This is a genomic window from Thiomonas sp. TH-17 (genome assembly GCF_057473305.1).
The window spans coordinates 24,901-37,959 of sequence record NZ_JBYCKI010000149.1; the positions used below are offsets into that span (position 1 = coordinate 24,901).

At 62.6% G+C, this 13,059-nt stretch carries 15 protein-coding genes; 13 read left to right on the forward strand and 2 right to left on the reverse strand.

The window, feature by feature from the left end; all coding sequences use genetic code 11:
• Positions 1-2 precede the first annotated feature (2 nt).
• Both AC2VLV_RS08960 and AC2VLV_RS08965 read right to left on the reverse strand, forming a co-directional pair.
• Positions 3-776: an ABC transporter ATP-binding protein gene (locus AC2VLV_RS08960; RefSeq protein ID WP_486989698.1), complete on the reverse strand. Its 774-nt coding sequence runs from the start codon at positions 774-776 to the stop codon at positions 3-5.
• An 88-nt stretch (positions 777-864) separates the two neighbouring features.
• Positions 865-2,820 (reverse strand): AMP-dependent synthetase/ligase, encoded by a 1,956-nt coding sequence (locus AC2VLV_RS08965; protein ID WP_486989660.1) that lies wholly within the window; start codon positions 2,818-2,820, stop codon positions 865-867.
• Between the two features lie 174 nt (positions 2,821-2,994).
• Here AC2VLV_RS08965 and AC2VLV_RS08970 point away from each other — a divergent pair, with 174 nt between their 5' ends.
• The 13 genes from AC2VLV_RS08970 (at position 2,995) to hisD (ending at position 13,055) form a co-directional block, all read left to right on the forward strand.
• Positions 2,995-3,672, forward strand: coding sequence for a Crp/Fnr family transcriptional regulator (locus AC2VLV_RS08970; protein ID WP_486989661.1), 678 nt, complete (start codon positions 2,995-2,997; stop codon positions 3,670-3,672).
• A 98-nt stretch (positions 3,673-3,770) separates the two neighbouring features.
• Positions 3,771-4,604 (forward strand): ABC transporter ATP-binding protein, encoded by an 834-nt coding sequence (locus AC2VLV_RS08975; RefSeq protein WP_486989662.1) that lies wholly within the window; start codon positions 3,771-3,773, stop codon positions 4,602-4,604.
• The gene (mlaE, locus tag AC2VLV_RS08980; RefSeq protein WP_486989663.1) at positions 4,601-5,386 is read left to right on the forward strand and encodes a lipid asymmetry maintenance ABC transporter permease subunit MlaE; all 786 of its coding nucleotides are present in this window, start codon (positions 4,601-4,603) and stop codon (positions 5,384-5,386) included. The genes AC2VLV_RS08975 and mlaE overlap by 4 nt, the downstream gene beginning before the upstream one ends.
• 27 nt (positions 5,387-5,413) lie before the next feature.
• Positions 5,414-5,890 (forward strand): outer membrane lipid asymmetry maintenance protein MlaD, encoded by a 477-nt coding sequence (gene mlaD, locus AC2VLV_RS08985; RefSeq protein WP_486989664.1) that lies wholly within the window; start codon positions 5,414-5,416, stop codon positions 5,888-5,890.
• The gene (locus tag AC2VLV_RS08990) at positions 5,887-6,711 is read left to right on the forward strand and encodes an MlaA family lipoprotein (protein WP_486989665.1); all 825 of its coding nucleotides are present in this window, start codon (positions 5,887-5,889) and stop codon (positions 6,709-6,711) included. The genes mlaD and AC2VLV_RS08990 overlap by 4 nt, the downstream gene beginning before the upstream one ends.
• A 72-nt stretch (positions 6,712-6,783) precedes the next feature.
• Complete coding sequence (locus AC2VLV_RS08995) at positions 6,784-7,416, forward strand: MlaC/ttg2D family ABC transporter substrate-binding protein (RefSeq protein WP_486989666.1); 633 nt, start codon at positions 6,784-6,786, stop codon at positions 7,414-7,416.
• Between the two features lie 13 nt (positions 7,417-7,429).
• A complete protein-coding gene (locus tag AC2VLV_RS09000; protein WP_486989667.1) occupies positions 7,430-7,720 on the forward strand; it encodes an STAS domain-containing protein in 291 nt (96 codons plus the stop codon).
• A 62-nt stretch (positions 7,721-7,782) separates the two neighbouring features.
• The gene (locus tag AC2VLV_RS09005; RefSeq protein ID WP_486989668.1) at positions 7,783-8,682 is read left to right on the forward strand and encodes an ABC transporter ATP-binding protein; all 900 of its coding nucleotides are present in this window, start codon (positions 7,783-7,785) and stop codon (positions 8,680-8,682) included.
• Positions 8,679-9,434: an ABC transporter permease gene (locus tag AC2VLV_RS09010; protein ID WP_486989669.1), complete on the forward strand. Its 756-nt coding sequence runs from the start codon at positions 8,679-8,681 to the stop codon at positions 9,432-9,434. The genes AC2VLV_RS09005 and AC2VLV_RS09010 overlap by 4 nt, the downstream gene beginning before the upstream one ends.
• Before the next feature lie 5 nt (positions 9,435-9,439).
• The gene (locus tag AC2VLV_RS09015) at positions 9,440-9,691 is read left to right on the forward strand and encodes a BolA family protein (RefSeq protein WP_276727690.1); all 252 of its coding nucleotides are present in this window, start codon (positions 9,440-9,442) and stop codon (positions 9,689-9,691) included.
• Between the two features lie 70 nt (positions 9,692-9,761).
• Positions 9,762-11,054 (forward strand): UDP-N-acetylglucosamine 1-carboxyvinyltransferase, encoded by a 1,293-nt coding sequence (gene murA, locus AC2VLV_RS09020; RefSeq protein ID WP_486989670.1) that lies wholly within the window; start codon positions 9,762-9,764, stop codon positions 11,052-11,054.
• 10 nt (positions 11,055-11,064) lie between these two features.
• Complete coding sequence (gene hisG, locus AC2VLV_RS09025; protein WP_486989671.1) at positions 11,065-11,733, forward strand: ATP phosphoribosyltransferase; 669 nt, start codon at positions 11,065-11,067, stop codon at positions 11,731-11,733.
• A gap of 2 nt (positions 11,734-11,735) precedes the next feature.
• Positions 11,736-13,055, forward strand: a complete 1,320-nt coding sequence (gene hisD, locus AC2VLV_RS09030; RefSeq protein ID WP_486989699.1) for a histidinol dehydrogenase — start codon at positions 11,736-11,738, stop codon at positions 13,053-13,055.
• Positions 13,056-13,059 lie beyond the last annotated feature (4 nt).

The following is a 13,059-nucleotide window of genomic DNA, read 5'->3' on the forward strand; positions in this document are numbered from 1 at the left end:
TCTCACCCTTCCTGTGTGGCGGATCCGAGGTAGGCGCGGATCACTTCCGGGTTCGCGCGTACCGCATCAGGGGTGTCATCGGCAATCTGGCGGCCGTAGTCCAGCACAACGACTCGGTCTGACAGATCCATCACCACCCCCATGTCGTGTTCGATCAATACGATCGTGGTGCCGAACTCCTCGCGCGCTTCGAGGATGAAGCGGCTCATGTCTTCCTTTTCTTCCAGATTCATGCCGGCCATAGGCTCATCGAGCAGTAGTAACTTAGGCTCCATCGCCAAGGCGCGGCCCAGGTCTACCCGTTTCTGCAGACCGTAAGGCAGACGTCCCACAGGCACTTTGCGCCAAGCCTGGATTTCGAGGAAATCGATGATTCGTTCGACCACCAAGCGGTGCGTGACCTCCTCGCGCACGGCTGGTCTGAGCCGCAAGGCCTGAGAGAGCAGGCCGCAGCGCATGTGCAGATTGCGACCCGCCATGATGTTGTCGAGCACGCTCATGCCCGAGAACAGCGCCAAATTTTGGAAGGTACGTGCAATGCCCAATTTCGCCGCGAGAACGGGGCGCATCAAACCCAGCGTTTGGCCGGCAAAAGTCAAGCGTCCCTGCTGGGGCTGATAGACGCCATTGATCACATTGAGCAGCGAACTCTTTCCGGCGCCGTTGGGTCCGATGATCGCCCGGATTTCGCCTGGCTGAACATCGAAGCCGATACTCTGCAGCGCCTTGATGCCACCGAATCGCAGGTGGATATCTTCCAGGCGCAACACCGGCATATGGGTTGCGGCGAACGTTTGCGCCGACGAAGGTTGCGTGAGGTCTGATGCGGTGTCGAGCAGGGCGGCCATGGTGGGTCTCACGAGATCAGGCAGCCGAGCGCAGTGCCGGGTAAACCTGGGCATTGCGCAGTCTCAAGTCAGACTGAACGGTGCCCGTGCGGCCATCGTCAAAGCGCACCTGCACGCTCAGATGGTGATGGGTCTGAGCGGGGTCATACAACGCAGCGACAAGACTGCCGTATTTTTCTGCCACAAAACGGCGGCGCACCTTTCGGGTCCGTGTGAGTTCGTCGTCGTCCGGATCGAGCTCCTTGTGGAGTACGGCAAAGCGGTGGATCTGCAATACGGCCGTGTGTGGGTCGGCGGCAAGATCGGCGTTGACCTTGGCTACGCATTCAGCCACGAGATCGGCGACTTCTGACTTGCCTGAAAGATCGGCGTAACCGGTGTACGGCAGACCGAACTTTTCGGCCCAACTCCCAACCGCTGGAAAGTCGATATTGATCATTGCGACCACATGGTCGCGTCCTGCCCCAAAGGCCACCGCCTCTTTGATCGCCGGGAAAAACTTCAGTCTGTTTTCAATCAGTTTGGGGGCAAACAACGCTCCGCCCGAGAGTTCCGACACATCCTTGGCGCGATCGATAATGCGCAGCTGACCGTCCGGTTCCAGCCAACCGGCGTCTCCGGTGTGGTACCAACCGTCGGCATCGAGCACTTCGGAAGTGGCCTCCGGGTTCTTGTAGTACTCGCGCAGCAGACCAGCGCTGCGAAGCAGAATTTCTCCGTGCTCAGCGACCCGCAGTTCCACGCCCGGCGCTGGAAGACCGACGCTGTCGCTGCGCACGCCGTTATCGGGTTGCATGCAGACGAAGACGGCGGTTTCAGTGGAGCCATAGAGCTGTTTGAGGTTGATGCCAATCGACCGATAGAAACGGAATAGTTCCGGCCCGATTGCCTCTCCCGCGGTATAGGCCACGCGGATTCGGCTCATTCCCAGCACGTTGCGCAGCGGCGCCAGCATTAATAGGTCGGCTATGGGCAACAACAGGAGGTCGAGCTTGCGGGGCGGTTTCCCGTTGTCTTTCGCCGCGTGCACCCTTTGGGCGATGGCCAGACTGGCGTCGAACAAGCGGTGCTTGGGGGGTGCGGCATCGTCCATGCGCACGCGCACGTCGGTGAGCAGCGCTTCGAATACCCGGGGCGGGGCGAAGTAATAAGTCGGGCCGATTTCGTGCAGGTCGATCGCCACGGTTGAAGGCGATTCCGGGCAGTTCACCGTGTATCCGCAGACCAGATGCTGGGCGTAGGAAAAGATGTTCTGTCCGATCCAGGCCGGTGGCAGGTAGGCGAGCACCTCTTCCTGTGGCCCAAGTCGGTCAAAGGCAGCACCGGCACGAGCGCGGTCGATCAAACTACCGTGTGTGTGCACAACCCCTTTGGGTTTGCCCGTGGTGCCTGAAGTGAAGAAGAGTGCAGCCACGTCGTCTGCCTCGATGGACTGCACGACGGCATCGAAGCCGCCAGAATGCTGAGTCCACCAGTCAGCGCCCTCGGTTTCAATCTGATCAAGACTGAGGAGACAGGCCGCCTCGGCCTTTCTGAGCCCGCGCGGATCGTGATAAAGAATGTGCTGCAGAAATGGAAGCTGATCGCGGATGTCCAGCAGCTTGTCGACCTGCTCCTCGTTCTCCGCCACCGCGAGTTTCACTTCGGCGATTTGCAGTGGGTAGACCAACTCGGCTGCGACGGCGTCCTGGTAAAGCGGTGCGGGGATTGCGCCTAAACATTGAGCGGCCAGCATGGTGGCATAAAGGCGAGGCCGGTTCTCGCCGATGATTGCGACATGGTCGCCTCGGCTGACCCCCAATTTGGCGAGACCACCTGCAAGCTGCTGTACCCAGTCGAGCGCCCGATCCCAGGTGGTTTCCTGCCAGATGCCCAACTCCTTTTCGCGCCACGCGATTCCCTTGGGACGGATTCTGGCCTGCTCGCAAAGAAGCTGGGGGAATGTCCTCCCAGCGGAATGCGCATACTCCATGTCTCCTCCTTTGGCTACCGGGTAGACGGTTACAACCGAATGACAAAAACCCAGGTGAAATTACATTTTGAAACGGAGTGTATGCAGTTGTTTGGTGCATATTTGTCTTCCAGCTGACAATTCATCCAGAAAATGACTAGGGATTACACGGAGAGTGAAAGGTCGTGCGCTTGGATGCATGTCCTGACCGAGAACGAGCGAGAGCGGGTGCGTGGCTCCTTGCATCGGCAAAATGTTGATGCGGGTGCGATGATTTGTCACCGTGGCGATGAGGCGCGGTACTGGGTAGGTGTGCTGGACGGGCTGGTCAAGATTTCCTCGGTCTCGGTCAGCGGAAAATCTCTGACTTACACGGGCGTGGCGCCGGGCGGATGGTTCGGTGAGGGCACTCTGCTGAAAAGCGAGCAATGGCGCTATGACGTCATTGCGTTGCGCAATAGCCATATCGGTCTGTTGCCGGCCGAGTGCTTTTTCTGGCTGTTGGACCGCAGTCTCGAGTTCAATCGGGTCATCGTCAACCAACTCAACGAGCGGCTCGGACAGTTCATAGGTCAACTCCAAATTGACCGACTTTCAGGTGCAGATGAACGGGTTGCCCGTACAGTTGCCGCCATGTTTCATCCCATCCTTTATCCCGGCGTGGATAGGTGGCTGCGTATCTCTCAGGAAGAGCTTGGATATCTCTGCGGTCTATCGCGTCAACGGGTGAACAAGGCGTTGAGTCATCTCTGCAGTCTGGGATTACTGCAGCTACGCTATGGCGGAATTGAAGTGCCCGATCTCAATGCGCTGCGGGCATACGAATCCGACGGGGCTGAGGGCGAAGCATCGGTTCTGCGAGGTCTAGGGTAAGTCCTTAGAATGCGCCACTTGCCCTACGGTATGGGGCATTTTCCGAAGTGAAGACTGAATTGTCTCGCCCGTCTTTTCTGCCCAATATCCCTCTAAACATGCAAGACACTTTTGCTCGGCCCATTGTCCAGATCGACGCGCTCGATTTTGGGTATGGCGAGCGGCCGATTCTGCGTCACATCGACATGACCATTCATCGGGGTCAGGTCGTCGCGGTGATGGGGGCGTCTGGGGGTGGAAAAACCACGCTGCTGCGGCTGATCGGCGGGCAGGTCAGGCCCCAGCGGGGTTCGGTGCGGTTCGAGGGACAAGACCTGGCCGGGGCGTCGCAGGATCAGATTTTCGCCATGCGCCGACGCATGGGCATGTTGTTTCAGTTCGGCGCCCTGTTTACCGATATGAGCGTGTTCGACAACGTGGCTTTTCCGCTGCGTGAGCACACGGATTTGCCGGATTCGATGATTCGCGATCTGGTGCTGATGAAGCTCAACGCCGTCGGGCTGCGCGGAGCGCGCGATCTGTATCCCGCGGAGCTTTCGGGCGGAATGGCGCGGCGCGTGGCGATGGCGCGGGCCATTGCGCTCGATCCGGCGCTGGTGATGTACGACGAGCCGTTTGCCGGGCTCGACCCCATTTCGCTGGGGATTTCGGCGCGGTTGATCCGCAGCCTCAACGACGCACTGGGCCTGAGCAGCATTGTGGTGTCGCACGATGTCGAGGTGACTTTCGACATCGCCGATTACGTTTACATCCTGGGCAACGGCAGCTTGATCGCGCACGGCACGCCGCAGCAGATGCGCGAGAGCACCGATCCTCTGGTGCATCAATTCGTGCGCGGCGAACCCGACGGCCCGGTGCATTTTCATTACCCTGCCGTGGCGATTGGTGATGATTTTTTGCGGCCTGACAGTGTGCGCAAGGAGCGGGCATGACGGTTGCCGACAGGCTGGTTTCCATCGGTGCAGGCACGCGGCAACTGCTGTCCAGCCTGGGTTATGCGGCGCGCTTGTTCGCGCGGCTGCTGTGGCTGGCTGGCCGGGTGTTCATGCGTCCCAGCCTGCTGATTCAGCAGATGTATTTTCTCGGCAATCTGTCGCTCGTCATCATTGCGGTATCAGGCCTGTTCGTCGGTTTCGTGCTGGGGCTGCAGGGTTACTACACCTTGTCGCGCTACGGTTCGTCGAGCGCGCTGGGGGTGCTGGTGGCGCTGTCGCTGGTGCGCGAACTCGGGCCTGTTGTCACCGCCTTGCTGTTCGCTGGTCGCGCGGGCACCTCGCTTACTGCCGAGATCGGCCTGATGAAGGCCGGCGAGCAGATCGCGGCGATGGAGATGATGGCCGTCGATCCGGTGGTGCGCGTGCTCGCTCCGCGGTTCTGGGCTGGTGTGATTGTCATGCCCCTGCTGGCGGCCGTGTTCAGCGCGGTGGGCATCATGGGCGGCTATGTGGTTGGCGTGGTGATGATCGGCGTCGATGCCGGGCAGTTCTGGTCGCAGATGCAAAGCGGCGTCGATGTGTTCAAGGATGTGGGCAATGGGGTGATCAAGAGCGTGGTGTTCGGCCTGGCCGTCACCTTCGTCGCGCTATTGCAGGGCTGGCGCAGTCAGCCGACGCCCGAAGGCGTTTCGCGGGCCACCACGCGCACCGTGGTCATTGCTTCGCTGGCGGTGCTGGCACTGGATTTTGTGCTGACCGCCATGATGTTCAGCACCTGAGGGCATGAGGCCCTGGAGTTGTCGCAAATGAATCAACGAAAAATCGATCTGTGGGTGGGCATACTCGTTGTGCTGGGAGCTGCCGCCTTGCTGTTTCTGGCGCTCAAGGCGGGTAATCTGCTGCAGATCAACTGGGGGCCGACCTATACGGTGACGGCCCGGTTTGACAATATCGGCGGCCTCAAGGCGGACGCGCCGGTCAAGAGCGCGGGCGTGGTGGTGGGGCGGGTGACGTCCATCACGTTTGACAATCAGACTTTCCAGGCCGATGTGCATATGGCTATCGATCAGCGCTTCAAATTCCCTGTGGATACCTCGGCCAAGATTCTGACGGCCGGTTTGCTGGGCGATCAATACATTGACTTCAGCCCCGGCGGCAGTGAAAAGAATCTTGCCAACGGCTCGGTGATCCGCAATACCCAATCGGCCGTGGTGCTCGAAAATCTGATTGGTCAATTCCTCTACAACAAGGCCGCATCGAGCGGGGCGGGGGACAGCAAATGAATCAAGCCGCGCGACTTCTGCCGTTGCTGGCGCTGGCCACTCTGGGTGGTTGTGCCACGCACAACCCGCAAGACCCGCTTGAGCCCTACAACCGGGCGATGTTCACCATCAATGACAAGGTCGACAAGGCCGTGCTCAAACCGGTTGCCACCGGCTATAAGGACATCACGCCCACGCCGATTCGCCACGGCGTGACCAATTTCTTCGGCAATTTTGGCGATGTGTGGTCGATGACCAATGATTTTCTGCAGGGCAATGTGCACGATGGCCTGAGCACCTTTATGCGCGTTGGGGTCAACTCGGTGTTCGGTCTGTTTGGCACCCTCGACATCGCTACCGAGATGGGCATTTACAAACATCCCAACGACTTCGGGCTCACGCTGGCGCGCTGGGGCGTGGGTTCCGGGCCGTACGTGGTGCTGCCGTTCTACGGGCCGAGTTCGGTGCGCGATGCCGCTGGCACCGGCGTGTTTCTCGCTTATGGCCCAACGGCGCAGATCAGCCCGCCCAGCGCCAGCTACGGCGCGCTGGCGCTCAATCTGGTGAATACCCGCGCCAATCTGCTCAACGCCTCCAATCTGTTCGACCAGATTGCGCTCGATCCCTACGTATTCACACGCAGCGCCTATGAACAGCGCCGCAAATCCCAGGTTGAAGAGGTGCGCGACCGGCCCATTATCGATCTGGGCGAGCCCAATCCGCTGGCCAAATACAGCTACGGCGACGCGAACGGAGGCCTGATGAGTTTTGCCTCCCCGACGCCGACTGCCTCGGCCAGCGCGGCGAAATCGGACGCCAAGGCAGACGCCCCCTCGCACTGACCCGACTGCCGCTGTCATCCTCAGGGGCGGCGGCGCGTTAATCGACACAACACAAGAACTGGAGAACCTCCCATGCTTCGACGCCACTTCATGGCTTTATCTCTGAGCGCTGCAGCCTTTCTCGCCGGGGCGCCCGTGCTCGCCCAGGCCGCAGACGCGCAAACTCCACCGCAACTGATCGAGTCCATGTCCAACGAAATCCTCCGCGACGTGCAGCAAGATCCCAAGCTGCGCAGCGGCAACCCGGAAGTCGTGATGCAGTTTGTCGAGCAGAAAATTCTGCCCAATGTGGACTTCCAGAAAATCACCCAGAGCGCCGTGGGGCGCTACTGGCGCGAAGCCACTCCTGCGCAGCGTAGCGCGCTGGAGCAGCAGTTCAAACAACTGCTGGTCTATACCTACGCCGGCGCCGTCAAGCAGATCAAGGATCAGAAGGTCAAGATGCTGCCTTATCGTGAGCCCGCGAATGCGCAGGATGTGACGGTGCGCACCCGCGTGATCAACAACGGCGAACCGCTGCAACTCGACTACCGCCTGGAGAACACCCCGGCAGGCTGGAAGATCACCGATGTCAACGTCATGGGTATCTGGCTGGTCGACAACTACCGCAGCGTGTTCGCCCAGGAGATCGGGCAAAAAGGCATCGATGGGCTGATCGCCACGCTGAAGGAAAAAAACCAGAACCTCGCCCAGGCCAAGGGCTGATCTGGATTTCACCATGCCGGTTTACGCCCTGCCTGCCGATCTGACCCTCGATACCGCCTCGGCCGTGCGGCGCCAGGCGCTGGCGGCCTTAGGTGAGACTTCAGGTGCGCAGTCAACGCCTTGGGTGGTCGATGCGGGCGCCTTGCAGACCTTCGACTCCGCCGCGCTGGCCCTCCTGCTCGAATTGCGCCGTGCCGCCCCTCAGGAAGCCCTCGAAGTGAATGCCATTCCCGCCCGATTGCGTGATCTGGCGCAGGCCTACGGGCTTGAGTTTCTGTTCGGCCCGGCAGCTGAGCACCCCTGATTTTTCTCGCCCGTGCGGAGCGGCGCATCGCGTCCACTCCGCACGGGCGCTGTTCATCGCTCATGTCATCAAATCCTCCTGCTGTTTCATTTGATCGCGTCGTCAAGCAGTACGGCCAGAACCTGGCCGTCGATGGCGTTGCGCTCGACATCGCCGACGGCGAGTTCTTCGGCTTGCTCGGCCCCAACGGCGCGGGCAAGACCACGCTCATCAGCATGCTGGCCGGCCTCACGCGCCCGTCTTCGGGTCATGTGCGGGTGGCCGGTTTTGATGTGCAGCGCGACGCCGCGGCGGCCCGCCGTCTGCTGGGCGTCGTGCCGCAGGAACTGGTGTTCGACCCGTTTTTCACCGTGCGCCAGGTGCTGCGCATTCAATCGGGCTATTTCGGCTTCAGGCAGAACGATCTGTGGATCGACGAATTGCTGCACAACCTCGGACTCACCGCGCAGGCAGACAAGAACATGCGAGCTTTGTCCGGCGGCATGAAACGCCGCGTGATGGTGGCGCAGGCGCTGGTGCACCGGCCACAGGTCATCGTGCTCGACGAGCCCACGGCGGGTGTGGACGTCGAGCTGAGGCAATCGCTGTGGGAGTTCATCGCCCGGCTCAATGCCGAAGGCCATACCGTGCTGCTCACCACGCACTATCTCGAAGAGGCCGAGGCGCTGTGCAAACGCATCGCGGTGATCAAGGGCGGCAAGGTGGTTGCGCTTGATCGCACCGAGGCGCTGCTGCAGCGGTTTGCCTCGTCCGTGCTGTACTTCCGCCTGCTCAAGGGGCGCTTGCCCGAGGGGCTGGGAGCCGATCAGGGCGGGCGCGTGGCGCTAGCCGTGCGGGGCGCGCAGGACGTGGAGGCCAAGCTCGCCGCGCTGCGCCAGGCGGGCTGCGAGATCGATGAACTGGAACTGCGCCGCGCCGACCTCGAAGATGTATTTCTCGAATTGATCGGAGCTGCGCGATGACCGGGCTGCACACCCTGCTGCAGAAAGAACTGCAGCGCTTTCTCAAAGTGGGCTTCCAGACTGTGGCGGCCCCCGTGGTCACGGCGCTGCTCTATCTGTTGATTTTCTCCCACGCATTCACGGCGCACCTGCAAGTGTTTGGGCATGTGCCGTACACCGCCTTCCTCATCCCCGGCCTGATGATGATGAGCGTGCTGCAGAACGCGTTCGCCAACACCTCGTCTTCGCTCATACAGTCCAAGATCACCGGCAATCTGGTGTTCGTGCTGCTGTCGCCGCTCAAACCCTGGGAACTGTTCGCGGCCTATGTGGGCGCTTCGGTGCTGCGGGGGCTGATGGTCGGCGCCGGGGTGCTGCTGGTGACGATGTGGTTCGTGCCGCTGACCTTTGTGTATCCGCTGTGGATTCTGGTCTTTGCCATTCTGGGGGCCAGCATGCTGGGTGCGCTCGGCTTGATTGCCGGTATCTGGGCGGAGAAGTTCGACCAGATGGCCGCCTTCCAGAACTTCATCATCACCCCCGCGACGTTTCTGTCGGGCGTGTTCTACTCGGTGCACAGCCTGCCGGGTTTTTGGAAACTGGCCTCCCACCTCAACCCGTTTTTCTATCTGATCGACGGCTTCCGCTATGGCTTTTTCGGCTCGGGCGACGTCTCGCCCTGGGTCAGTCTGCTGGCGGCGCTGCTGGGTAACCTGCTTTGCGGCGGCATCGCCCTGGCCATGCTGGTGCGCGGCACCAAACTTCGGAACTGAACCCCATGTCTCTTCCCACCCCCCAAGACCTCCACCGCTACATCGCCGCGGGGCTGGAGTGCAGTCATCTGCACGTCGAAGGTGATGGCCAGCATTTTTACGCCACCATCGTCAGCGCGGCTTTCGAAGGACGCAACCGGGTGCAGCGGCACCAACTGGTCTACGGGGCACTCGGCGAGCGCATGCGCGCGGAAATTCACGCGCTGTCCATGAAAACGCTCACCCCGCAGGAATTCGCGGCATTACCGAACGCCTAGAATCCTGCCTTTTTCGCACGCGACTATGCGTGCTGCTGGGTAGCGCAAGACTGCCGAGCTGAAGGTCATCATGGACAAACTCAGAATCACCGGGCAGCGCACGCTGCAAGGCGTGGTGCAGGCCAGTGGGGCGAAGAACGCCGCGCTGCCGCTGATCGCCGCCGCGCTACTCACCGCCGAGACGGTGCAGTTGAGCAACGCGCCGCAGCTCATGGATGTGCGCACCCTGGCCAAACTGCTGCGCAGCCTGGGCGCTCAGGTCGAACAGGACGGCGGGCAGATCCGCCTCAGTGCTGCGGCGGTGAATCACTACGAGGCGTCGTATGAGCTGGTCAAGACCATGCGGGCTTCGGTGCTGGTGCTCGGGCCCTTGCTGGCGCGATTCGGCCAGGCGCGGGTGAGTCTGCCCGGAGGCTGCGCCATCGGCGCACGCCCGGTGGATCAGCACATCAAAGGCTTGCAGGCGCTCGGGGCGGACATCGCGGTGGAACACGGCTATATCGTGGCCCGCGTGGCGACGCCTTCCGGCCGTTTGCGCGGCGCGCGCATCAGCACCGACATGGTCACGGTGACGGGCACCGAAAACCTGATGATGGCCGCCACGCTGGCCGAGGGCGAGACCCTGATCGACAACGCGGCGCGCGAGCCCGAGATTGTCGATCTCGCCAATTTGCTGCGTGCCATGGGCGCGCAGATCAGCGGCGACGGCACCTCGCAGATTCGCATTCAGGGTGTGGACGCCTTGCACGGCGCGTCGCACCGCATCATCCCCGACCGCATCGAAGTCGGCACTTTTCTGTGCGCCGCCTTGGCCGCGCGGGGCGATGTGACGGTGCAGGGCGCTGAACCGGCACATCAGGACGCCTTGCTCGACAAGCTGCGCGAAGCCGGCGCGCAGATCGACACTGGCGAGGGCTGGATACGCCTGCGGGCCGATGCGCTGCCCGGCGGCCGTCCGCGCGCCGTCTCCGTGCGCACGACCGAATACCCCGGCTTTGCCACCGACATGCAGGCTCAGTTCATGGCGGTCAACTGCCTGGCAGACGGTGCCGCGCGCATGACGGAAACCATTTTCGAGAATCGCTTCATGCATGTGCAGGAGCTCATGCGGCTGGGCGCGCAGATCGATATCGACGGTCACACCTGCGTGGTGCATGGCGTGCCGCAGCTTTCGGGCGCTACCGTCATGGCGACCGACCTTCGCGCCTCGGCCGGCCTGGTGGTGGCGGCGCTGGCGGCCGAAGGCGAAACCGTGATCGACCGCATCTATCACCTCGACCGCGGCTATGACGCCATGGAGGTCAAGCTGCGCGGCCTGGGCGCGCAGATCGAACGTATCAGCGACCGCATCAGCGGCAAGTAAGGAAACCGACATGCTGACCCTCGCACTGTCCAAGGGACGAATTTTCGAAGACACCCTGCCCATGCTGGCGCGGGCGGGCATCACGGTGTCGGGCGATCCCGAGTCCACGCGCAAACTCATCCTTCCGACCAATCGGCCGGATGTGCGCGTGGTGCTGGTGCGGGCCAGCGATGTGCCCACCTATGTGCGCTACGGCGGCGCCGACATCGGAGTGGCCGGGCTGGACGTGCTGCGCGAATACTTCGCCGGCAGCGGGGCGGACGGCTTGTATCTGCCGGTCGATCTGGGCATTGCCCGCTGCCGCCTGAGTGTGGCGGTGCGGCATGATTTCGACTACGCAGGCCAGGTCAAACAGGGCGCGCGTCTGCGGGTGGCGACCAAATACCTGCACATGGCGCGCGAGCATTTCGCCACCAAGGGCGTGCACGTCGATCTGGTCAAGCTCTACGGCTCGATGGAGCTGGCGCCGCTCACCGGGCTGGCCGATGCCATCGTCGATCTGGTGTCCACCGGTGGCACGCTCAAGGCCAATGGCCTGGTCGAAGTCGAGCACATCATGGACATCTCAGCGCGTCTCATCGTCAACCAGGCCGCGCTCAAAACCCGCACGGCTTTGCTCAAGCCCCTGATCGACCAACTGCGCGAAGCCGCGCAGACGCCGGAGGAGACCGCCGCATGAATATGCCGCTCCATGCCCTGCCGCTGCGCAGGCTCGACGCCACCGGTCTCGACTTCGAGACCCAATACCGCGCCCTGTTTGCCCGCATGGCCGATGAAAACGCCGAGATCGATGCCCGTGCGGCCGACATCCTGCGCGACGTGCAGCAGCGCGGCGATGCCGCCGTGCTCGACTGCACGCGCAAGTTCGACCGCCTCGATGCGCCCGACATGGCAGCGCTCGAAATCAGCCAGGCCGAACTGCAGGCCGCGCTTGCCGCCATCACCCCGGAGCAGCGCAGCGCGCTCGAAGTAGCCGCCTCGCGGGTGCGCCGCTACCACGAGCGCCAGTTGCAGCAAGTGGGCCAGAGCTGGGAGTACCGCGACGAAGACGGCACGCTGCTCGGACAGAAGGTCACGCCTCTCGACCGTGTGGGCATCTATGTGCCCGGCGGCAAGGCCGCCTATCCCTCCTCGGTGCTGATGAACGCCATTCCGGCGCATGTGGCGGGCGTGCAAGAGATCATCATGGTCGTGCCCACCCCTGACGGCGAGCGCAATCCGCTGGTGCTGGCCGCGGCGGCCGTGGCCGGCGTGAGCCGGGCCTTCGCCATCGGCGGCGCGCAGGCGGTGGGCGCACTGGCCTACGGCACGGCCACCGTGCCCGCGGTGGACAAGATCGTCGGCCCCGGCAACGCCTATGTGGCCGCGGCCAAGCGCCGGGTGTTCGGCGTCTGCGGCATCGACATGATCGCCGGGCCCTCCGAGATACTGGTGCTGGCCGACGGCAGCACGCCGCCCGACTGGGTGGCGATGGATCTGTTCAGCCAGGCCGAGCACGACGAGCTGGCGCAGAGCATTTTGCTGTGCCCGGATGCGGCCTACATCGACGCCGTGGCCGAGGCGATCCACCGGCTGCTGCCCGACATGCCGCGCAAGGACATCATCACCGCCTCGCTGAACGGCCGTGGTGCGCTGGTGCAGGTGCGCGATATGGCGCAGGCCTGCGAGCTGGCCAACCGCATCGCGCCGGAACACCTGGAAATTTCCGCCAAAGACCCGCACCAGTACGTGCCCGCGCTCAAGCACGCCGGCGCGCTGTTCCTCGGGGCGTACACCTCCGAATCGCTGGGCGACTACTGCGCCGGGCCCAACCATGTCTTGCCCACTTCGGGCACGGCGCGCTTTTCCTCGCCGCTGGGGGTTTACGACTTCATCAAGCGCTCCAGCATCATCGAGGTCAGCGCCGAGGGCGCGCAGAAACTCGGCCGCATTGCCAGCGTGTTGGCCCACGGCGAGCGCCTCACCGCGCACGCCCGCGCCGCCGAAATGCGGCTGCGCTGAGACG